This is a genomic window from Bacillus sp. EU52 (assembly GCF_037964975.1).
Classification (GTDB): Bacteria; Bacillota; Bacilli; order Bacillales; family Bacillaceae; genus Bacillus; species Bacillus subtilis.
Genome location: NZ_CP150177.1, coordinates 3,174,812 through 3,196,430 on the forward strand (window position 1 = coordinate 3,174,812; position 21,619 = coordinate 3,196,430).

The following is a 21,619-nucleotide window of genomic DNA, read 5'->3' on the forward strand; positions in this document are numbered from 1 at the left end:
TGAGATTTTAAAAACTAGAACGGAGGAAATCAAAAAACCCGGCGGTAAAATCCGCCGGGCTTACGAAGGAACGACCAGAGCTCCGTCAATTTCAGTGACCTTTTCCCCATCATTGTACACGCATCGGCCTTTGCTGTAAGTGGCCCAAATGCTGCAGGGAAATGTATGTCCTTCGTAAATGCTTTTTTTATGCTTTGCAAACATCGATTCTCTTGTAACAGTGTACGGCTCCATGCTGACGAGCACGAAATCTGCATCACACCCCGCCTCAAGCCGCCCTTTTTTCTGAAGGCCGAATCGTTTTGCAGGGGCCGCCGCTGTCCATTCTGCGATGGTTTCAAACGGAATCTGATGCTCAAGCGCCAGTTCCAGCATTCCTAATAAAGTGAACTGCCCGCCGCTGATTCCGCCCCATGATAAAAACATGTTATCCTCCCGCTTCAAGGATGGACGGCAGGGGGAATGGTCTGAGGAAACCATGTCAATGTCCCCGGCAATGAGCGTCTCGATCAGCGTCTCTTTTGATTGCAGCGACCGGAGCGGAGGCGCGCATTTTGCGACAGAGCCCCTTTGCCGTAAATCGTCATGGCTGAACAAGACATAATGCGGGCATGTTTCAACCGAAACATCAAGACCTTCCTGTTTCGCCTCTCTGATCAGCCGGACCGCTTTCGCCGTGCTGATATGGACAAAATGAACCGGACAACCTGTCACCTTCGCATACTGAATCGTGCGATACACCGCTTCAACTTCTGCTTCCTCCGGGCGGGAGGCGGCGTACGCATCCGCGTCCACCTTTCCTTTATTGGCCAAAACCATCTGCAAGTAGCTTGTAATCGCGTCACTTTCCGCGTGGAGAGCGAGGATTTTTCCTGCAGCCGCGATTTCTGCCATGCCTTTGAGCAATGTCCGTTCATCAACAGAGCGGAACTCATCAGTGCCTGACTTTGATAAAAACGCTTTAAACCCGATCGCTCCCGCTTCAGCCATCGGACGGATGTCCTCGATATGGCCTGGCACAAGGCCGCCCCATAGCGCAAAATCCACGGCAGATTTTTGCCTGCCTAGCTCAGCTTTTGCGAGAAGATGCTCTGCCGTCACGGTTGATGGAATACAGTTGAGCGGCATATCAAAATAGGTGGTGCAACCGCCTGCGGCCATCATTTGAGAACCTGTTTCAAACCCCTCCCAATCCTCCCTGCCCGGTTCATTAAAATGAACATGGCAATCTATCACACCAGGAAACACGTATTTCCCGTCTGCCTGGATGATTTCCGTCCCGCTTGCTTCAATGTCAGAACCTATCTCGGCAATGACACCGTTTTGAACTGCAATATCAGCTTCTATAACGCCATCTGGCGTAACTGCCTTCGCACCTTTTATCACCATATCGTAAGCCATATTGATCCCCCCATGTAAGGATGACGATTTTTCATGTCAGTTTATGTAACACAACCAGTTCTATTTTCAACAGTTTACTGCTACTATGATCGTATTACATCAGCAAAACCGCTAGAATTCCTATTGAAAATTATTCACCTTAACCAATGTTTTTATAGAAAAGGAGAATGCGCTATGAATATTTTTGATGTGATGAAAATACCGGCTTTTAAAAACGCCAATTTAATCGCTGGAAAAGCAGGAGGGGAAAGAGAGGTTCAGCATGTCAATATGATGGACGCTCCGGATATCGCAGACTTTTTGCATAAGAATGAATTGCTCGTCACCACCGCCTATCACCTGAAGGATCACCCGCATCAATTATCTGAACTGATTCGGCAAATGGCAAAACGCGGCTGCGCGGGCCTCGGCATTAAAACAAAGCGCTATCTGGAAGATATCCCGAAGGAAATCATCGAACTGGCCGATTCATATGCGTTTCCGATCATTGAGCTTCCGGAACACATCCGACTCGGCGATATTGTGAATGCCACACTCAGCCATATTCTCGATATGCGTTCTAACGAGCTGCAGCAAGCTATTTACGCGCACAAAAAATTCACAAACCACATTATGAGCGGCAAGGGGCTGCAATCCCTCCTCAAAAAGGTGTCAGACCTCCTTCAGCTTCCCGTGCTGCTGCTTGACCAGCATGCCAAAATGCTGTCTGCGTCTCATCAGATTTCAGTTGAGACCGAAAAGCTGAAAGGCACCCTGAATACCGTATCCGGGCCATTTTTCACTTGTTTCTCTACAATCTCAGATCAGAAAACATATTCTGTCCTGCCTATTTATAATCACGAAAAAAACTGCGGCTACCTGCTGATACCGGACATGGTGCAGGCAGGCGACAAAGGATTGATCCTCACGATTGAACAAGCGGCCAACGTCATTTCCTTTGAACTGCTGAAGGAAAATGCGCTGAAGCAGTTCAGCCGGCGGGCCCGCAATGAGTTTTTCAACAATTTTATTGAGCGGACCTTTTCTTCAGATGACGAAATCAAAAACCGGGCGAAAGAATTCAAGCTGCGCTGGGATCAAAAATACATGTGCATCGCCGGCAAACTCGATCGCAATGACGAATCAATCAGCTTTACAGAAAATCAGCTCGCTTCCGACAGCGTATTCGAATTTCTTGAAGGTGAATTATCAGCCTTCCCGTTTCCGCCTCACTTCTTTATGAAAGGAAACGTCGGCATTATTCTAATCGAAGCGACAGACAGCTGGAGTGAAATGCACGCCTCGGTGATCAGCTTTTTAGAACAGTTCCAAACACAGGTCAGCGCTCAATTTAAACGAACCGTGTCCTTTGGCATCAGCAATATCTGCCAAAAGCTCATTGATGTTCCCGACGCTTTCACAGAAGCTTCTGATGCTCTGCAATCGGGGCATTTGTCGAGAAGCACCGCATTTATCCAGGTGTATCACGCCAAAGATGTGCCTGAGCTTCTGCGCTTGCTCCCGGTTGAGGATTTGAAGAAATTTTACAACTCCACGCTTCAGAGCCTCGCTGAAAAACAGCAGGAGGATCAAAGCCTGCTTCATACGCTTTCCGTCTATTTAGAGACACACTGCCAAATTTCAGAGACGGCAAAGCGTCTGTACGTTCATCGCAATACGGTCATATACCGCCTTGAAAAATGCGAAGAGCTTCTGGGTAAAAGCTTAAAAGATCCTGAAACAACGATGCGTTTGCGGCTTGCCTTACGTATGCAGCGGCTGATCAGCTAATGCTCGTTACATTTTCTTACAAAACGAATCATTTTTCGTCACTTTCAGCAATCACACCTGTCTTTTTCAGCTACTGTATCCAATGACACCCCTCGATCGGCACGATATCATGTTACTAAAGTTCACATACAAGGAGGGACTATAGTGAAAAAAAGATCGTTTAAGGTGTTTACGCTTAGCCTGCAGCATGTGCTCGCCATGTATGCAGGTGCGATTTTGGTGCCCCTGCTTGTCGGCAGGGCGCTGAATGTAACAACTGAACAGCTGTCCTACCTATTGGCGATTGACCTGTTAACGTGCGGCATCGCGACGCTTTTGCAAACCTTGCGCGGAGCATACATCGGCATCGGGCTTCCCGTCATGCTTGGCAGTTCATTTGTGGCCGTCACCCCGATGATTGCAATCGGCAGCAATTACGGCATTCACGCGATTTACGGTTCCATCATCGCGGCCGGTGTGTTCATCTTTTTGTTTGCGCGTTTTTTCGGCAAGCTGACTGTGTTATTTCCTCCTGTCGTAACAGGTACCGTTGTGACCTTGATCGGCCTTTCACTTGTTCCGACAGGTGTGAAAAATATGGCTGGCGGCGAAAAAATAAACGGCAGTGCCAACCCCGAATACGGTTCGCTCGAAAACCTTCTTCTCTCTGTCGGTGTCCTTGTTCTGATCTTAGTCCTCAACCGCTTTCTCAAAGGATTTGCCCGAACACTGTCCGTTCTGATCGGAATCGCCGCCGGAACAGCGGCAGCAGCGATCATGGGCAAAGTCAGCTTTTCTTCTGTTACAGAAGCACCGTTCTTCCATATCCCGAAGCCTTTTTACTTCGGAGCCCCAACGTTTGAAATCGGTCCGATCTTAACGATGCTGATCGTCGGAATCGTCATTATTGTGGAATCAACCGGCGTTTTCTACGCAATCGGAAAGATATGCGGCAGACCTTTAACTGAAAAAGACCTCGTCAAAGGCTATCGAGCGGAAGGAATCGCCATTCTCATCGGCGGGCTGTTCAATGCCTTTCCTTATAATACCTTTGCTCAAAACGCCGGCTTATTGCAGCTGACCAAAGTGAAAGCAAGAAACATCGTCGTTACCGCAGGCTGTATCCTTGTCTGTCTCGGACTGATTCCGAAGATTGCCGCCCTTGCTTCTGCCGTTCCTGCTGCTGTACTTGGCGGCGCGACCGTCGTCATGTTCGGCATGGTGATTGCCTCCGGCGTCAAAATGCTCAGCACAGCGGATCTCAAAAATCAATACCACCTCCTGACCATCGCATGCTCAATCGCACTCGGCATCGGCGCCAGCACGGCCCCCGGGATTTTTGCTGAATTCCCCGCTCCAATTAGAATTCTGGTCAGTGACGGCACCATCACTGGAAGCCTGACCGCTATCTTTTTGAATCTATTTTTCAGCTTGCGCGACAAAAAAGACAAAACAGCTCAGAAAACAGAACTTCCGGTATTAGAACATACACTCGTATTAGAAAAAGAGGTGTAAAAAAGATGAAGGAACAGCACAATGCCTTACAGCTGATGATGCTGGGGCTTCAGCACATGCTTGCCATGTATGCGGGAGCCATTCTCGTTCCGCTGATCGTCGGAGCAGCGATCGGGCTGAATGCGGGGCAGCTGACGTATTTAATCGCGATTGATTTGTTTATGTGCGGGGCGGCAACTCTTTTGCAGCTCTGGAGAAACCGATATTTCGGCATCGGCCTTCCCGTTGTGCTCGGATGCACGTTTACCGCAGTCGGCCCGATGATTTCCATCGGAAGCACTTACGGTGTCCCAGCGATATATGGTGCCATTATCGCCGCAGGACTGATTGTCGTCTTAGCCGCGGGCTTCTTCGGGAAGCTTGTCCGTTTTTTTCCGCCTGTCGTAACCGGATCAGTCGTCATGATCATCGGCATCAGCCTGATTCCAACGGCAATGAATAACCTGGCCGGAGGTGAAGGAAGCAAAGAATTCGGCTCACTCGACAACGTGCTCCTCGGGTTTGGCGTCACAGCTTTTATCTTATTGCTGTTTTATTTCTTTAACGGCTTTATCCGCTCCATAGCGATTTTACTCGGTCTTATCGCAGGAACAGCGGCTGCATATTTCATGGGAAAGGTCGATTTTTCTGAGGTTTTGGAGGCGTCTTGGCTTCATGTTCCGTCTCTGTTTTATTTCGGACCGCCAACCTTTGAGCTGCCGGCTGTTGTCACGATGCTTCTCGTTGCGATTGTCAGCCTCGTTGAATCGACAGGCGTTTATTTTGCCCTCGCTGATATCACAAACCGCAGGCTGTCGGAGAAGGATCTGGAAAAAGGCTACCGGGCAGAAGGCCTTGCGATTTTGCTGGGCGGCTTATTTAACGCGTTTCCCTATACAGCTTTCTCGCAGAATGTCGGCATCGTTCAGCTCTCAAAGATGAAAAGTGTCAACGTCATCGCCATCACAGGAATCATACTGGTCGCGATCGGGCTGGTTCCAAAAGCAGCGGCCCTGACAACAGTGATCCCCACCCCAGTTCTCGGCGGCGCAATGATCGTCATGTTCGGCATGGTCATTTCTTACGGGATCAAAATGCTATCCAGCGTTGACCTTGATTCGCAAGGCAACTTGCTGATTATCGCCTCTTCCGTCAGCTTGGGGCTTGGCGCTACAACAGTTCCCGCGTTGTTTTCATCTCTTCCGGGCGCGGCCTCTGTCTTGGCAGGAAGCGGAATTGTGATGGGCAGTTTGACGGCCATTGCACTGCACGCTTTTTTTCAAACCAAACAGCCGAATGGCACAGACATAAAAACGTAAAGGAAGATGCCAATGTTCACAATGGATGACCTGAACCAAATGGATACACAAACACTGACAGACACACTTGGCTCTATTTTTGAACACTCTTCATGGATTGCGGAGAGATCCGCAGCACTACGGCCGTTTTCGTCCCTTTCTGATCTTCACCGCAAAATGACTGGCATTGTAAAAGCCGCGGATCGCGAGACACAGCTTGATTTAATCAAAAAGCATCCCCGGCTCGGAACAAAGAAAACAATGAGCGGTGACTCGGTACGAGAGCAGCAGAACGCGGGGCTCAGCAAATTAGAACAGCAGGAATACGAGGAGTTTCTCATGCTGAATGAACACTATTATGATCGCTTCGGCTTTCCTTTTATTTTAGCGGTGAAGGGAAAGACGAAACAGGACATTCACCAAGCCCTGCTGGCAAGGCTTGAGAGCGAACGAGAAACGGAGTTCCAGCAGGCCCTTATAGAAATTTACCGAATCGCCCGCTTTCGTCTGGCTGACATCATCACTGAAAAAGGAGAGACGCAAATGAAAAGAACCATGTCTTATGGCAAAGGAAATGTATTTGCATACCGAACGTTTTTAAAACCGCTCACTGGAGTGAAGCAAATCCCAGAATCATCTTTTGCCGGGAGAAGCAATACCGTTGTCGGCGTTGATGTGACATGCGAAATTGGCGGAGAAGCCTTCCTGCCATCATTTACAGACGGAGACAACACTCTCGTCGTGGCAACGGATTCAATGAAAAACTTTATCCAGCGCCATCTCGCATCCTATGAAGGAACGACAACCGAGGGGTTCCTACACTATGTAGCTCACCGATTTTTAGATACTTATTCTCATATGGACACGATCACTCTGACTGGCGAAGACATTCCGTTTGAAGCAATGCCTGCATACGAGGAGAAAGAGCTCAGCACAAGCCGCCTCGTCTTCAGAAGATCGCGTAATGAACGAAGCCGCTCTGTGCTGAAAGCAGAACGAAGCGGGAATACCATAACGATTACCGAGCAATACAGCGAAATCATGGATCTTCAGCTCGTCAAGGTGAGTGGCAACTCCTTCGTCGGCTTCATCCGGGACGAATATACGACTCTCCCGGAAGACGGCAACCGCCCGCTGTTTGTCTATTTAAACATCAGCTGGCAATATGAAAATACCAATGACGCATACGCTTTTGATCCAGCCCGCTACGTTGCGGCTGAACAAGTCCGCGACTTAGCGAGCACCGTTTTTCACGAGCTCGAAACCCCTTCAATCCAAAACCTAATCTATCATATCGGCTGCAGAATATTAGCGAGGTTCCCGCAGCTCACTGATGTCAGCTTCCAATCTCAAAATCACACGTGGGATACGGTTGTCGAAGAAATCCCGGGCTCAAAAGGAAAAGTCTACACCGAACCGCGCCCGCCATACGGTTTCCAATATTTTACCGTGACAAGAGAAGACGCCGAGAAAGAAAAACAGAAAGCCGCTGAAAAATGTCGGAGCCTGAAAGCCTGATGGGAAAACTGACAACCCATATTTTAGATTTAACCAGCGGCAAACCAGCGGCGAACGTAAAAATTGAATTGAAGCGGCTGGGCGAAAGTATTTTGAAAGAAGTTTACACTAACAATGACGGCAGAGTCAATGTCCCTCTGCTGGCTGGTGAAGAGCTGGTGTCCGGAGAGTATGTGATGGAATTTCATGCAGGAGACTATTTTGCGAATAAAAACGTGAATACGGTCGACCAGCTGTTTTTAACCATAGTTACCGTCCGTTTTCAGCTTGCAGATCCAGATGCACATTATCATATCCCGCTCTTGCTGTCGCCGTTTGGTTATCAGGTGTATAGGGGGAGTTAAGAAGGAAGCCCGCCTCACCGGCGGTCTTCTATTTGCACTTCAATAAACTTTTGATCCTAGGACAGTACTTGCAGTAATCCCACGCTTAGTGAAACAACAGCTAGAATAAACATTCACCTATATTTTTCAGGATAATTGCCTACGACAAAAATATCCTGTAGTCCTTTCATTTATAAATCGAGGTTTCAAACTAATAAGTCAGCTCTTAGCAGCCGAGCTCCCTTCTCCAATCCTATAAACAGACCGCGTTTTTTCTCGAAAAAATACTCTGAAGACAATTGCTGCGTTTTTAATAGTTTTGATAACGCGTTCTCTCTTACACCTTTAGACAAAATATTCATTTTTTCTTTTTTAGACTTAAATCTATGTCGAAAATAATCGTTGGCATATCTTATACTATCTCCACTAAAGGAGGTGACATTATGGGATTCTACAATTCTGGTGGATACAGTGGAAACTCTGGTTACTCAAACGGTTTCGGGAGCTCCTTCGCTTTGATCGTGGTGCTATTCATTTTGTTGATCATTGTTGGAGCAGCTATCTTTAATTATTAAGTTTAACTTTCCTTGCCTCCGCCGTATCCAACACCTCCCTGTCCGACAGACGCCATAAGAAGTTTTTATGGCGTCTTTGCTATGTGTTCACTAATCTTTTTGTAATCCAGAAGCTGTCAAGTTCTACGAGATTTATCGTGTGTTTTCCCACAACGCTTCTGCGTCTTGATCGCGCTGTCTGACTGAGGCTAAAAAAGTCCGGCTTTTAAAAGCCGGACTCCCGTCTCCCTCCGTTCAACTCTCTTCTAATCCTGCAAGCTGACCGCATAATCCCGCCGTACCCGGTACACCGGCACAAATTCCCCGCCAGCCCTTCTTCTATATCTTCGTCAGAAGGTTGAGGGGTTTCCCGAAACAGTGCTTTAAGCGCAATTATCATTCCTGGGGTACAGTAGCCGCATTGGAAGCCTCCTTCTTCCAGAAAAGCGGTTTGGCAGATATCCAGTTCCTCTTGTTGTACGCCCTCGATTGTTGTAATGGAATGGCCGTCCACTTGATAAGCCATGGTCATACACGCATTGGCCAGCTTTCCGTCGATTAAAATAGAGCAGGCTCCGCAGCGGCCGATTCCGCAGGACACCTTTGTCCCGGTCAGCTGAAATTCCTTTCTAAGCAGGTCACTCAGATGTGTCGTAGGAACGGCAGCAACCTCCCACTCCTGCCCATTCACGGTCATCCGGAACTGTTCCTTTTTTACAGGAAATGGCCCGGCCTCTTTTACGTCCATTGCTTCAGCCCCTTTCTGTCTATCGCTTCAAGCAGCTCTTCTCTTGAAATTGGCAGCTTGTTTATCCAGCATCCGACCGCATCATGTACTGCCTTTACAATCGCCGGAGTGATGGCGATTGTTCCGATTTCGCCAACACCGCGCGGTCCATATACGTCTCCCTTCATTAAGTCTTCTATTGCAATCACCTTCATGTCAGGAACATCTTTGATTCCGGGAATCAAATAGTGATCGAGATTTTCCGCAGCATAACGGCCATCCGTCATTTTCGCTTCCTCCATCAGTGTGTAGCCGAGTGCCATGGCAGCGCCGCCTTCAATTTGACCTCGATATCCCTGCGGACTGATGACCGGACCTGCCGCAATAGCGTGCTCACAATCTATCAATTTGACATCGCCTGTTAACAGATCTACCTCCACCTCAACGGCAGCCGCTCCAAATGAGTAGAGGAAATGGCCGCCCACCACAGGATCAGGCGTTGTTGGAAAGTCAAATGCCGTTTCCTCTGCCAAAGGGCCTTTTTCAGCCAGCTCCTTATACGTCACCACGAGCGCCTTTGTGTTTTTGTCACGCAAGCCTGCAGCGCCGGGAATAAGATTTTCCGCTGAACAGCCGCTCCATTCTGCCGCCCGTTTTTTCAACTGAGCTAGAAACGGCTTCTTCAAACGCTGGATCGCGTGCCACACCATGCTTGTGCCGCGGGATGCTGTGGAGGAGCCTGACTTCGGCACTTTTGCGGTATCCCCAATAACAATGGAAATATCCTCTGCGGCACAACCTAACTCCTCCATGACAATCTGTTCAATCGCTGCTAGAATCCCCTGTCCGCATTCTTCAAATCCAAACGAAGCAGTGATTTTGCCTTCACTCGAAAGAGACAAACGGCCTCCTGCCGCATCCATTCGGCCATACCCCAGCCCGCCGCCGTGCATTGTAATTGCCGCTCCCGTGCCTCTTTGCAGATACCCGCAGTTCCGGCTGCTTCTTGTAAGAATGGGAGATTTAGATATGGCATTCAACACCTGTGCCGCTCCGTCAGTCGGTGCAATCCGATGCTCAAGAGGCCCCAAGTCATGCGGTTTTCTGATATTTTTTCTTCTCAGCTCCAGCGGGTCGATGCCGAGCATGCCGCTGAGACGATCGAGATGGGTTTCGAGTGCAAATGTGATTTGGTTGCCGCCAAAGCCCCGAAATTCCCCCGCCACCCCGTTGTTCGTAAATACTGATATTCCTTCAGTCCGGATATTCGGAATACGGTACGGCCCCGCGGCATGCTCGACAGAAAAATCTAGAACGGCAGGCCCAAGCGTGGCGTAAGCGCCTGTGTCCGCCACAATTTTCACGTCGTGCGCCAATAGATTTCCCGAATGATCTGCACCCGTTTTTATCGTAATCTTCATCGGATGGCGCTTAATGCCAGAACGTACAGATTCCTTTCGTGTCTGATGGATTTTGACAGGGCGTCCGCTTTTCAGGGCCAAAAGCGCAGCATACGGCTGAATATTCAGCTCATCCTTCCCTCCGAACGAGCCGCCCATCGGACTTGACACAATTCTGATCTTCTCTTCAGGAATATCAAAAATACGGGCAAGCTGGAAACGGTCTTTATAGCCGTGCTGGGTTCCTGCATACATCGTAAAACCCCCGTCGTCTTCCGGAACGGCTACGCCTCCCTCCGTTTCCATATACGTATGCATCTGCCGCGGCAGCTCATAGGTTTCTTCAAGGACTGTGTCAGATGCTTGAAACCCTTCTTCCACATCGCCGTTTGAAAAAAATGCGCGGTGGAGGATATTCCCGTCCTCATGCAGTCTTTGCGCATTCGGCCGAAGCGCTTTTTCTGGTGAATCCATGACTTCCAGCTCTTTATACTCAACTCGAATCAGCTCCAGCGCCGCTTCCGCGATTTCTTCTGTTTCCGCAGCAACTGCGGCGATCGCATCCCCGACATACCGCACCCTGTCCTCACATAAAACCGGCTGATCAGGGATGACAATGCCAAATCGGTTTAAGCCGGGAACGTCTTTATGTGTGACGACGGCCTGCACGCCTTCCATTTTCTCAGCTTTTATGGTGCAAACCGACACAATCTCTGCATGAGGATAAGCACTTCTCAGCACCTTGCCATACAGCATTCCCGGAAAGCTGAGATCGGTCATATATTTCAATTCCCCTGTGACCTTATCCCTTCCATCCGGCCTGACTCTTGACGGTTTGTTGATGATCATTTATTCCCCTCCCTCAGCCATCAGCTCTGCCATGATGACGTTGGCAGCGGCTTTTTTTCTGTATGCCGCTGACATAAAAGCATCTGAGGAAAACGGCAGCTCATGAATAAGTGTTTTGTATAGCTCATGCGAGTCCCACCCTGGTGCCATCCATTTCGCTTCGCTGTCCAATAATCTCCTAGGAGTGATATCGGCATGGCCAGCGGCGAGGCGAATGCCGCCGTCTTTCAAAAAACGTCCAGCTGCAACAGCAGCCGCTCCGGTAAAAGCCTGACGCCTTCCAAGCTTGTGATAAAATACACGCTCTCCCTCCGCCCGATGGATGATGACACGCGTGACGATAGCCGTTCTAAAGTCTTCCTCAATGAGCCAAGCGCCAAGCGGCAGCCTGATTAGCTTCTTTTGATATACGATAAGATCAGCATCAAGCACAAGCAGAAGCGGAATGAAATCACCGATTTTACTCGCTATGTTGCCGCCAATCGTGGCACGGCTGCGGATTCCCGGTGCGGCGACAGCGGAAGCAGCGTCACTGAAACAGCCAAGCGTGCTCTTGATCAAAGGGTTCTTTCTGCATTCATTCAGTGATGTGAGCGCCCCGATCGACACGTGGGTGTCACTGGCGCTGATCCCTCGCATCTCGTCAATCCCTTCAAGGCTGACAAGGTGCTGTTTCGGCAGAGTTCCTTTGTCCCACTGAAGCTGAAGCAGCGTGCTTCCCGAAGCGGCACACACATACGGAGCAAGCTTCTCTAAAAGCGAATAGGCCTCATCAAGCGCTGTCGGTCTCCATAATTGAATATTCATCCTTGCTTTTGTCACTTGGCCGTTCAAGCCATCGCCCTCCTTACCATGTCATATTCCTCGGGTGTATCAATATCGTCCAACTCACCGCTATCCTTTGCCTCCAAAACCGCTCCTGCTCCAAGCTGTCCGCTTTTCAGGAGCCTGCGAGCCCCTTCATCTCCTGTTAATCCCTTTACATAAGGAAAACATGTCGACGAGAAGTAGATTGGCGGGGTGAACGCCCCTAAAAACGATGACACGGCAAATGACTCAGGAGCCAGAGCCACAAGGGCATTGAGATGATCGACGGAAAGCTGAGGCTGGTCGGCTAACAAAATGACAACGCCGTCCGCCCCCATGCTTTCTGCTTTTCTCACCCCGCTGCTGACTGAATGCCCCTGACCCTTTTCTGCGTCTTGGCAAACGTGCAGGCTCCAGCGTTTTTGAAAAGGCGGAGCGTGATACGGCGTTCCTATCCACTCAAGGGAGGCATGTTCTGTCCGCTCGACGACCAGCACGTGATCAAGGCGGGACGACAGAGCAGTTTTCAAGGAAAGTGAGCCTATGTTTTCTCCTTTTAGCGGCAAAGCCAGCTTGTTTTGGCCCATTCTTCTGCTTTTGCCGGCAGCGAGAAACACGCCGATCAGATAGGGGCTTCTCATACAACCGCCAGCCGTTTTCTTGTTTGAATGATTTCTGCAACTACACTTACCGCAATTTCCTCTGGACCTTCCGCACCGATTTTCAGCCCAACCGGACTGTAAAAGTGAGACGGAGGATGTTTTCCGTTCAGCAGCCGTTTCGTGCGGTTTGCCGAACCCAACAGTCCAATATAATGGAGGTTTTGAGAAAATAAGAAGTTGATGATCGTTTGATCGTGCTGATAATGATGGGTTGCCACAACAGCTGCATCATGCGGAAAAAATTGAAATTCGCTAAGCATTTGTTCCGGAAAAGCGGTGATCAGCTGATCCGCTTTTGGAAAAAGAGAGGATGTACAATAAGCGGGCCGCCAATCCGTCACGATAACAGAAAACCCTGTGTCAGCCGCCAAATTGGCCAGCGGTACAGTATCAGGTCCCGCCCCAAACAGAATGAGGCGCGGCTTCGGTTCAATTCGCTGAATAAACATGTTAGTGGGTGGATCGAAATGCGGTAAATGAAGCGTTGAAACAGTACGTTGAATAGCTTGCAGAGGCGCGTCCGGCCAGTTGCCAAAATGCCCGTTCTCCGTCAGAAATAAATAATGGGAGGATCCAATCTTTGTAACGGAAGTGACTGCTTTGCCTGAATGAAGGCAATCCCTCACTTTCTCATAGTGCCGCCTTTTTTCCTGAGTGATTCGCTCTGCATGAACATGAATAATGCCATTGCACCCGGCTCCCATGCCCCAAGAAAGATCGTCCTCCGACCGCATGTCATAGGGAATCAGCGTTGATGTGAGCTGATCGCCCAGCGCACTGATTCTTTGGAATACATCTTCTTCCACACACCCGCCGCTCAGCAAGCCAATCCGTCTGCCATCTTTCTTAAAGAGCATAGAGGCGCCTGCTTTTCGATACGCGGAGCCTTCCACTTGAACAATTGTCGCCAGTACAGCCTCCTCCTGGTCTTCCAGGAGCGCATCTAACATCGTGTGAAAATTCCCCAATGCCGCATCCTCCTCTCGAAAATTGCCGTGAGAAACAACTAGTTCAGCGTGATTTTATAGGTAACTTGTATAAAGAATAGACGATGGAAGAAAAAATGACTCATGATTTGTCAGAAAATGAAACACATAGAAAGAGGATTTGTAAAAAGAGTCAAACGAAGAAAATCAGATTGGAGAAAACACGAAATCATATCTAAAAAGCTTGCGGAGTTCCGCAAGCTTTTCTTTACACCGCTGCCTGGCGGCCAGCGTTTTCATACACATCCAGCGCTGCTTGGAGCGCTTTTCCTGCTTCGATTCCTGCGTTATGTCTGAGAAGCACAGCCTCTAACCCGGCAAGCACGAATAGCACGTTTTCTTTTCTGCAGCTGTACCCCATCGTGCCGATTCTCCAGATCTTCCCTGCGAGCGGGCCGAATGAGCTGGCGATTTCAATACCGAATTGTGCCAGCAGCATGCCACGGACAGACTCGCCGTCAATGCCGCCGGGAATTTCGACACAGGTGACAACAGGCATTTTGCAGCTGTCATCTCCAAACAATCTTAGCCCCATTGCCTTTATCCCTGCTGCTAATGCGGCTTCATGGTGCCGATGCCGCTCAAAACGCGCCTCAAGGCCTTCTTCAAGCACCAGTCTGACTCCCTCACGTAAGGCGTACAGCATCGTCGTCGCTTCTGTATGATGATTGAGCCGTCTTTCGCTCCAATAATCCTCAAGCTGGCTCAAATCAAAGTAGTTGCTTGTGATTGGCCGATTTCCCGAAAGCGCTTCCCTGTCAGCTTGTGACGCAATCCCCCGCTCCACCTTTTTACGAGCTGCAATCACGTCCGCCACCCGCTCATTATATGTAATCGGCGCCATTCCTGAGGGCACAGACAAACACTTTTGCGTTCCGCCGATGGCAGCATCAATCTTCCATTCATCGACTTTAACCTCGCAGCCCCCAATCGTTGCGACTGCATCGACGATAAACAATGCATCCTCGGTGCGGCAGGCTTCGCCGATGGCTTTCAGCGGGTGAATCCGTCCTGTCGATGTTTCTCCATGCACCATGGCCACAATTTTCGGCTTCACTTTTTTTATCTCCCGTATGATGTCCTCCGGGTCAAAAACCGTTCCCCATTCGCACTCAAGCATATGAACATTTGCCCCATATCGCTCGGCGATTTCAGTCAGCAAATAACCGAAACGGCCGTAAATGGGAATGAGCACATCATCTTCCGGCTCTATGACACTAGCCAGCACTGCTTCAATTCCCGCCCGTGAAGTGCCGTCAATCGGGTATGCCCAGCGGTTTTTTGTTTGGAACAGCTCCCGAAGCATCTCCATCGTTTCATTCATAATACCTGTAAACGCCGGATCAAATTGGCCGACAACCGGGGTGCTCATTACTCTTAATACACGCGGATCAACCTCAACAGGCCCCGGCGTCATAATCGTTCTTAACGGGGTGCATAATTCTCTTCTGCCTGACACAGCCATTCCTCCTTTATCAGTAAGCCAGTTTGTATAATAAATCAGTCAGTGCGCGGACGCCGATCTCAAGCTGTCTGGCTGACGTATATTCCTTCGGTGAGTGGCTGACGCCGCCTCGGCTCGGCACAAACAGCATACAAGCAGGATAGCGCCTTCCGATCATTTGCGCGTCATGCCCTGCTCCGCTCACCATTTCCTCACAGCTGAAGTCGTTTTCTAATGCTGTTTCAAAAGCCGCAGCCTTCAGCCTTTCGTCCATCGGCACAGGCTCTATCCGCATATATTCATCAATCACAGCGCGAATTCCTTTTTGTAGGCAAATGCCGTTGATCAAAGCAATCATGTCTTGATGAAACTGTTCCAGCACATGCTGATGCTGATGGCGAATATCGATTGAAAACTGGACGCGGCCCGGTATGACATTGGCTACATTGGGCTCTGCCGTTATTTTTCCGCATGTCAGACGGAGCTCATCCGGCAGCTCCTCCGACCGCAGTAACAGCTCATGAATGATACGGCTGCTGGCTGCGAGCGGGTCCTTGCGCCATTTCATGGAGGTGGTTCCCGCATGATTGCATTCACCCTCCAGCGTGACGAGATAGCGCCTCTGCCCCGCAATGCTTTTCACAATCCCGAGATCCCGTCCTGACATTTCCAATGTCTGTCCCTGTTCAATATGGAGCTCAACAAAAGCGCTGATATCTGTCCGATATGCTGCCTGAAACACACCTTTGCCAAAACCGTTCTCATGCATCGCATGTTGCAGCGAGACTCCTGATTCGTCTCTTGGCTCTGCTCCATCCTGTAATGAAAAAACACCCGTCATATTCCCTGATCCCCAATAGGTCATTGGAAAACGGCTGCCCTCCTCCTCACATAAGGATACCGCTTCGAGTGTTTTTTTCGGCGCTCCATATGTCTCTTTGAGCCGCTTTATCGCAAGCATTGCTGCCAGAACACCATAGGCGCCGTCGTATTTTCCCCCATTGATGACAGTATCGATATGTGAACCGGTTATAATGACTTCATCCGGAGACTGGGTGCCCGAAAGCCTTCCAAACAAATTGCCGACATCGTCGAATCTTGTGTCAAGCCCGAAAGAAGACATTTCCGTTTTCACAGCAAGCTGTGCGTCCATCCACTCTTTTGTGTATAAAAGCCTCGTTACGCCGCCATCCGCAGACGCACCGTATTGGGCGAGCCATTCAATATAATCTGTGATGCTGTTTTTTACTGAAAGCTTCTGCTTTTCCATGTACTCCCCCCTCTGGCCGCTATGGTGACTTCATTATAGAAGGAGGAACATGATAGTTCATTGACAGATTAACCAAAAAAACGTTTATTTTTTAGTCACAGTATCTATCCAGCAACCAGATTCACCCTACATGTCACAACTATTTTGATGTAAAGGTCAAAAGGAAACACGGTAAGGAAGAGAGCCAGCAAGAGCGAAAGAGAGGGTCAAGCTCAGCTTGCCAGAGAGGCGATGTTTGCGGAACGGATGAAAACGGAAATGCCGGCAGCTCGCAAAAACAGGACCTAAAGATATGGGAACAGGAGATTTCCGCCTCCTCCAAAGGGACTAATTTACAATTTTAATGAAAAATATACAAAATGACACTTCTATCCTTTATTTCAATTTTAGATAATAGACATGATCTGATAAAAGGAGGGCAAGTGATGACAAAAAAATCATGGTTTCTGCCGCTCGTCTGTGTATTACTGATTTCCGGATGGCTTGCGCCGGCAGCTTCAGCAAGCGCGCAAACCGAATTAAGCCTCAATGACCGATTGGCGTCTTCCCCTTCAGGAACAGGGAGCCTTCTCTCATTAGCCGCCCCCGCTGCACCCTATGCTGACACAGATACCTATTATGAAGGGGCTGAAGGTAAAACAGGAGACTCGCTAAAAAGCACCCTGCACCGTATTATCAGCGGACACACGATGCTGTCCTACAGCGAAGTGTGGAACGCGCTGAAAGAAACGGATGAAGACCCGAGAAATCCGAATAACGTCATCCTGCTCTATACGAATGAATCGCGGTCCAAAAACCTGAACGGCGGCAATGTCGGCGATTGGAACCGCGAGCACGTCTGGGCGAAATCCCATGGCGATTTTGGTACGAGCAAGGGACCTGGTACTGATATTCATCATTTACGCCCAGCCGATGTTCAAGTTAACAGCACAAGAGGAAATATGGATTTTGACAATGGCGGCACTGAATATGCGAAGGCACCCGGAAATTATTATGACGGCGATTCATGGGAGCCCCGCGATGATGTGAAAGGCGATGTTGCCCGCATGCTGTTTTACATGGCTGTCCGTTACGAGGGTGATGACGGCTATCCTGATCTTGAGCTTAATGATAAGACAGGCAACGGCTCAGCTCCTTATCATGGCAAACAATCTGTCCTGCTCGAATGGAATAAGCAGGATCCGGTTGACGACCGCGAGCGGAAAAGAAATGAAATCATTTATGAAAAATATCAGCACAACCGCAATCCATTTATCGACCACCCTGAATGGGCGGATGAGATTTGGCCGTAAGAAAAAGGTGCTCCTTTTGAGGAGCACCTTTTTCTAATACACAGCCTCTTCCGTTTCCGTATCGAAAAAGACGACGTGGTCCATTTTCACTGAGAGCTGGATTAAATCGCCTGCATCGATTCGCGTGTTTCCGTCCAGACGGACCTTGAGCCGCTCGTCCCCAGCCATGACATGCACTATGAGCTCCGAGCCCAGATTTTCATTCACTTCCACGTTCGCTTGAAACACTGAATCAAACAACTGGTCATTTCCTGTCATTTGTGTGATGTGCTCCGGCCGTACACCGGCAATCATCTGTTCTCCGGCATATCCCTTTTCCTTCAGCCGCTTTGCTTTTTCTTCAGGAATATGAAGCCGGATCGAAGAATTTGTGAAAAACAGCTCGCCATGCTGCTGTTCTATGATGCCTTTCAAAAAGTTCATCCCAGGAGAGCCAATGAAGCCTGCGACAAACAAATTGGCCGGGTAATGATAAATGTCATGAGGTTTCGCCACTTGCTGGATTTCCCCTTCATTCATGACGACAATCCGATCTCCCATAGTCATTGCTTCGGTCTGGTCATGCGTGACATAAATGATCGTTGCCTCTAATCGCTGGTGCAGCTTGCTGATTTCTGTCCGCATCGTCACTCTTAGTTTTGCATCCAGATTAGAAAGCGGCTCGTCCATTAAAAAGACCTTCGGCTCCCTCACAATCGACCTGCCAAGCGCCACCCTTTGCCGCTGCCCGCCGGAGAGCGCCTTCGGTTTTCTCTTCAGCAAATGTTCAATTTCTAAAATTCTGGCTGCCGCATGAACCCGCTCGGCAATTTCCTGTTTCGCCATCTTTCTGAGCTTTAATCCAAACGCCATATTATCAAAAACCGTCATATGCGGATAAAGCGCATAGTTCTGGAATACCATCGCAATATCACGTTCTTTCGGCGGAAGATCATTGACCCGCTCCCCATCAATAAGAAGATTTCCTTCAGAAATGCTTTCTAATCCAGCCACCATCCGCAGCGTTGTTGATTTTCCGCATCCTGACGGCCCCACCAGCACCAAAAGCTCCTTATCCTTTACATCTAAATCAAAGTCCTTCACGGTTAATTGTGAGTGATATGATTTTTTGACGTGTTCAAATGTTAATGAAGCCATCAGAAAAGTCCCCCTATCTTTTGACCCGTTATTTCGTCACTGGAAACAACTTGGTCTTTCTGTTATTTTTAGAGTAATCGATTCCCATTTTTGCTATATTTCTAAAATAAAAAATGTAAATTTGTATTATAACGTCATAATACATTATAATATAAATAATAGGTTAAAAGGAGGCTACCCTTTGTTAAACAACGGAAGTTCTACACCTTTATACATTCAGCTAAAACAAATCATCACTGATGACATCAAAAAGGGCGTGTATTCCCCAACCGCCAAGCTGCCTACCGAAAACGAGCTTTGCACCAAGTATAACGTCAGCCGCATCACCGTCAGGAAAGCCATTCTCGATTTAGTCGAAGAAGGCTATCTGATCAGGCAGCAGGGAAAGGGAACGTTCGTTAAAAGCCCTAAATTAAAACGAGAGCTGATCGCTGTAAACGGCTACTCGGAATTTATGGAATCAACCGGCAAAAAACCGAAGCATCATGTGCTGTCCCATGACATCATTCCAGCGTCAAAACCCATCGCAGAAAAGCTTCAAATCCATCCCGAGAGCCCTGTCGTTGAATTAAAACGGATTTTATATAATGATGATCAGCCTCTCACCTTTGAAGTGACGCATTATCCGCTTGATTTGTTTCCCGGCATTGATACCTTTATTGCTGACGGCGTCTCCATGCATGATATTTTGAAACAGCAATACAAAGTTGTACCCACGCACAATACGAAGCTATTAAACGTTGTATATGCCCAACAGGAGGAAAGCAAATACCTGGATTGTGATATCGGGGATGCGCTGTTTGAAATTGATAAAACGGCTTTTACATCAAACGACCAGCCAATCTATTGCTCATTGTTTTTGATGCACACAAACCGTGTCACTTTTACCATCAACAGCCCCTACACATAACAGGCATAAAAAACGAGACACTGCTTATAGTATTCTCGTTTTTTCACTGCTTCCCCCGTCCTCCAAGCGATAAGGATAGCCATAGCCGAAAGCTCCGTACACACCGCATGTTTTCGCAGCCGTTTCAGCAGCCTGGCGCAAAGCGTACGTTATATCCTGCTTCACGCAAAAGGCAGTCAAAAAGCCTGCTATAAAAGAATCTCCCGCTCCAAGTGTATCTATTATATCAGTTTCCACAATCGGCTGATGATAGACTCGATCACCCGCAGACAGGATTGCTCCTTGGCCCCCTCGGGTCATACAAACCATTTTGGCTCCGTACCCATGAGCTGTTTTGGCAAGCTCACCGCATTCCGACTCACTCAAATCGCTTCCTGAAAAAAACGCATACGTCACATAAGGACAGACCCTCCTCAAATAATCATCCTCCCGATTGGTTGAAAAATCAAATGAGACAGGGACCAGCCCGCACAGCTGCGGAAGATCGTTCTCAAGCCTGCTGTACACGCTCGTATGCAGCAGATCATGCCCGCTGATAAAAGATACATCTTTCTCCTGAAACGCGAGGCGAAGCCGGGACTGAATGCCGCCTTTATTTGACCTGACAAAAATGCGGTCCCCCTGTTCATCAAGGGTGACAATCGCCATCCCGTTTTCTCCGTGCGCCTGGCGGATATAATCTGCATTGACCTGCTCCAGCTTGAGAACGTTCAACAGATGCGCCGCGGCTTCGTCATTGCCGACGATTCCGATATAGGAAGACTCATGCCCGAGCCGCTTGGCAAGCACAGCAACGTTTAAGGCATTTCCTCCCGGGTAAAATGTTTCTTGATCCTGGTAGTAATCTACAACATTATCTCCAACCGCAATCAATTTCATAGCGCTTCCTCCTTTATCCTTTTACACTGCCGCTTGCAATCCCGCGGACAAAATATTTCTGCATCAATAAAAATAGAATAATAATCGGCGCGGCTGAAATCGTTAACCCCGCCAGCAGGACGCCCCAGTCTGTCTGCAGCGCGTCTCTGAACTGCATCAGCCCGGCTGGAATGGTCCGCAAATTCTCATCATCTATGAAAATAATCGCAAACATAAACTCATTCCATGTATGGTAAGCCGTCAAAATGCCGGATGTCACCAAAATCGGCACGCTCATCGGTAAGAAAATTCTGAAAAATACTCCAAAACTTGTACATCCATCCAAATAGGCCGCCTCCTCCAATTCTTTTGAAATAGAAAGAAAATAAGAGCGGATCAAAATGATGGTGAATGGGATCCGATAAGCCGCATACGGCAGGATTAACGCCCAATACGTATTGTAAAGGCCAAGCGACTGAATAATAGAATAAAGCGGCACAAGACTGACCTGCGGCGTCAGCATCAATCCGCCAAGACATAGCACCAAAAAGAATCCTTTTCCTTTAAACTCAAACCGGGAAAGGCCATACGCTGCCCATGCACTGATAAAGACAGTGATCACACACGTCAGCGCCGTAACGATGACACTGTTCATAAAATAAGAAGAAATCCCCTGATTCCAGGCGGAAACAAAATTTTCCGGATGCCACGAAGACGGCAGCGACCAGCTGTGCTCAAAAATATCGTCAGAGTTTTTAAAGGCGCTCATCACCATCCAGAGAAGCGGATAGGCAATCGCAATCAGATAAAGAAACAGAAAAACCCACACAGACGTTTCTCCGATATACCATTTTCGTCTAGGCTTTCTTTTCACCTCAATGTGCTGGTCAGGCACCGGCTCCAATCTGAACGAATCTGTCTTCTTCTGAGGCAGCATCAG

General features: G+C 48.6%; 19 protein-coding genes and 1 pseudogene. 9 read left to right on the plus strand and 11 right to left on the minus strand.

Translation table 11 applies throughout. The annotated features are described in order from the left end of the window. Positions 1-60: 60 nt before the first annotated feature. Positions 61-1,401: an allantoinase gene (locus tag NSU05_RS16345; RefSeq protein ID WP_038429567.1), complete on the minus strand. Its 1,341-nt coding sequence runs from the start codon at positions 1,399-1,401 to the stop codon at positions 61-63. Positions 1,402-1,575: 174 nt separating this feature from the next. Here NSU05_RS16345 and pucR point away from each other — a divergent pair, with 174 nt between their 5' ends. The 6 genes from pucR to yuzJ all read left to right on the plus strand — a co-directional run bounded on the left by pucR (position 1,576) and on the right by yuzJ (position 8,358). Further along, positions 1,576-3,171 (plus strand): purine catabolism transcriptional regulator PucR, encoded by a 1,596-nt coding sequence (gene pucR / locus NSU05_RS16350; RefSeq protein WP_038429568.1) that lies wholly within the window; start codon positions 1,576-1,578, stop codon positions 3,169-3,171. A gap of 144 nt (positions 3,172-3,315) precedes the next feature. Further along, entirely contained in the window at positions 3,316-4,665 is a 1,350-nt protein-coding gene (pucJ, locus tag NSU05_RS16355) for a uric acid permease PucJ (protein ID WP_038429569.1), read from the plus strand. A 5-nt stretch (positions 4,666-4,670) separates the two neighbouring features. Further along, positions 4,671-5,963 (plus strand): uric acid permease PucK, encoded by a 1,293-nt coding sequence (gene pucK / locus NSU05_RS16360; protein WP_339204143.1) that lies wholly within the window; start codon positions 4,671-4,673, stop codon positions 5,961-5,963. Positions 5,964-5,975: 12 nt separating this feature from the next. Beyond that, the gene (gene pucL / locus NSU05_RS16365) at positions 5,976-7,460 is read left to right on the plus strand and encodes a factor-independent urate hydroxylase (RefSeq protein WP_038429572.1); all 1,485 of its coding nucleotides are present in this window, start codon (positions 5,976-5,978) and stop codon (positions 7,458-7,460) included. Next, the gene (gene uraH, locus NSU05_RS16370) at positions 7,460-7,804 is read left to right on the plus strand and encodes a hydroxyisourate hydrolase (RefSeq protein ID WP_038429573.1); all 345 of its coding nucleotides are present in this window, start codon (positions 7,460-7,462) and stop codon (positions 7,802-7,804) included. Before pucL ends, uraH begins: the two co-directional genes overlap by 1 nt. A gap of 422 nt (positions 7,805-8,226) precedes the next feature. Beyond that, entirely contained in the window at positions 8,227-8,358 is a 132-nt protein-coding gene (gene yuzJ, locus NSU05_RS16375) for a YhzE/YjcZ family sporulation protein YuzJ (protein ID WP_009968115.1), read from the plus strand. 205 nt (positions 8,359-8,563) lie between these two features. Here yuzJ and pucE read toward each other — a convergent pair whose 3' ends face one another. From pucE to allC, 7 genes are all read right to left on the minus strand, one after another. Further along, a complete protein-coding gene (pucE, locus tag NSU05_RS16380; protein WP_014480766.1) occupies positions 8,564-9,085 on the minus strand; it encodes a xanthine dehydrogenase subunit E in 522 nt (173 codons plus the stop codon). Continuing rightward, complete coding sequence (gene pucD / locus NSU05_RS16385; RefSeq protein ID WP_038429575.1) at positions 9,076-11,313, minus strand: xanthine dehydrogenase subunit D; 2,238 nt, start codon at positions 11,311-11,313, stop codon at positions 9,076-9,078. The genes pucE and pucD overlap by 10 nt, the downstream gene beginning before the upstream one ends. Continuing rightward, on the minus strand, positions 11,314-12,147 hold the full coding sequence (gene pucC / locus NSU05_RS16390; RefSeq protein ID WP_038429576.1) for a xanthine dehydrogenase subunit C: 834 nt from the start codon (positions 12,145-12,147) through the stop codon (positions 11,314-11,316). It abuts the gene before it with no gap. Then, positions 12,144-12,761, minus strand: a complete 618-nt coding sequence (gene pucB, locus NSU05_RS16395) for a xanthine dehydrogenase accessory protein PucB (protein ID WP_038429577.1) — start codon at positions 12,759-12,761, stop codon at positions 12,144-12,146. Before pucB ends, pucC begins: the two co-directional genes overlap by 4 nt. Beyond that, entirely contained in the window at positions 12,758-13,750 is a 993-nt protein-coding gene (locus NSU05_RS16400) for an XdhC family protein (protein ID WP_038429578.1), read from the minus strand. Before NSU05_RS16400 ends, pucB begins: the two co-directional genes overlap by 4 nt. A gap of 226 nt (positions 13,751-13,976) precedes the next feature. Further along, a complete protein-coding gene (gene pucG, locus NSU05_RS16405; protein WP_082200973.1) occupies positions 13,977-15,227 on the minus strand; it encodes a (S)-ureidoglycine--glyoxylate transaminase in 1,251 nt (416 codons plus the stop codon). 16 nt (positions 15,228-15,243) lie between these two features. Further along, positions 15,244-16,482 carry an allantoate deiminase gene (gene allC, locus NSU05_RS16410; protein ID WP_038429580.1) on the minus strand — a complete coding sequence of 413 codons (1,239 nt, stop codon included), beginning with the start codon at positions 16,480-16,482 and terminating at the stop codon, positions 15,244-15,246. 224 nt (positions 16,483-16,706) lie between these two features. Between allC and NSU05_RS16415 the strand changes: the two are divergent. Beyond that, positions 16,707-16,826, plus strand: a pseudogene (locus NSU05_RS16415) (hypothetical protein); the annotation flags it as partial. Positions 16,827-16,907: 81 nt separating this feature from the next. Then, entirely contained in the window at positions 16,908-17,774 is an 867-nt protein-coding gene (locus NSU05_RS16420; RefSeq protein ID WP_038429581.1) for an endonuclease I family protein, read from the plus strand. 33 nt (positions 17,775-17,807) lie between these two features. On the opposite strand, the gene ugpC is transcribed toward NSU05_RS16420, so the two are convergent. Then, positions 17,808-18,911 (minus strand): sn-glycerol-3-phosphate ABC transporter ATP-binding protein UgpC, encoded by a 1,104-nt coding sequence (gene ugpC, locus NSU05_RS16425; protein WP_038429582.1) that lies wholly within the window; start codon positions 18,909-18,911, stop codon positions 17,808-17,810. A 181-nt stretch (positions 18,912-19,092) separates the two neighbouring features. On the opposite strand from ugpC, the gene frlR reads away from it, so the two are divergent. Beyond that, positions 19,093-19,821: a transcriptional regulator FrlR gene (gene frlR / locus NSU05_RS16430; protein ID WP_014480777.1), complete on the plus strand. Its 729-nt coding sequence runs from the start codon at positions 19,093-19,095 to the stop codon at positions 19,819-19,821. 24 nt (positions 19,822-19,845) lie between these two features. Here the strand turns inward: frlR and frlD are convergent, their stop codons facing one another. Beyond that, positions 19,846-20,700: a fructosamine kinase FrlD gene (frlD, locus tag NSU05_RS16435; protein WP_033883890.1), complete on the minus strand. Its 855-nt coding sequence runs from the start codon at positions 20,698-20,700 to the stop codon at positions 19,846-19,848. A gap of 13 nt (positions 20,701-20,713) precedes the next feature. Further along, positions 20,714-21,616 (minus strand): carbohydrate ABC transporter permease, encoded by a 903-nt coding sequence (locus tag NSU05_RS16440; protein ID WP_014477909.1) that lies wholly within the window; start codon positions 21,614-21,616, stop codon positions 20,714-20,716. Positions 21,617-21,619 lie beyond the last annotated feature (3 nt).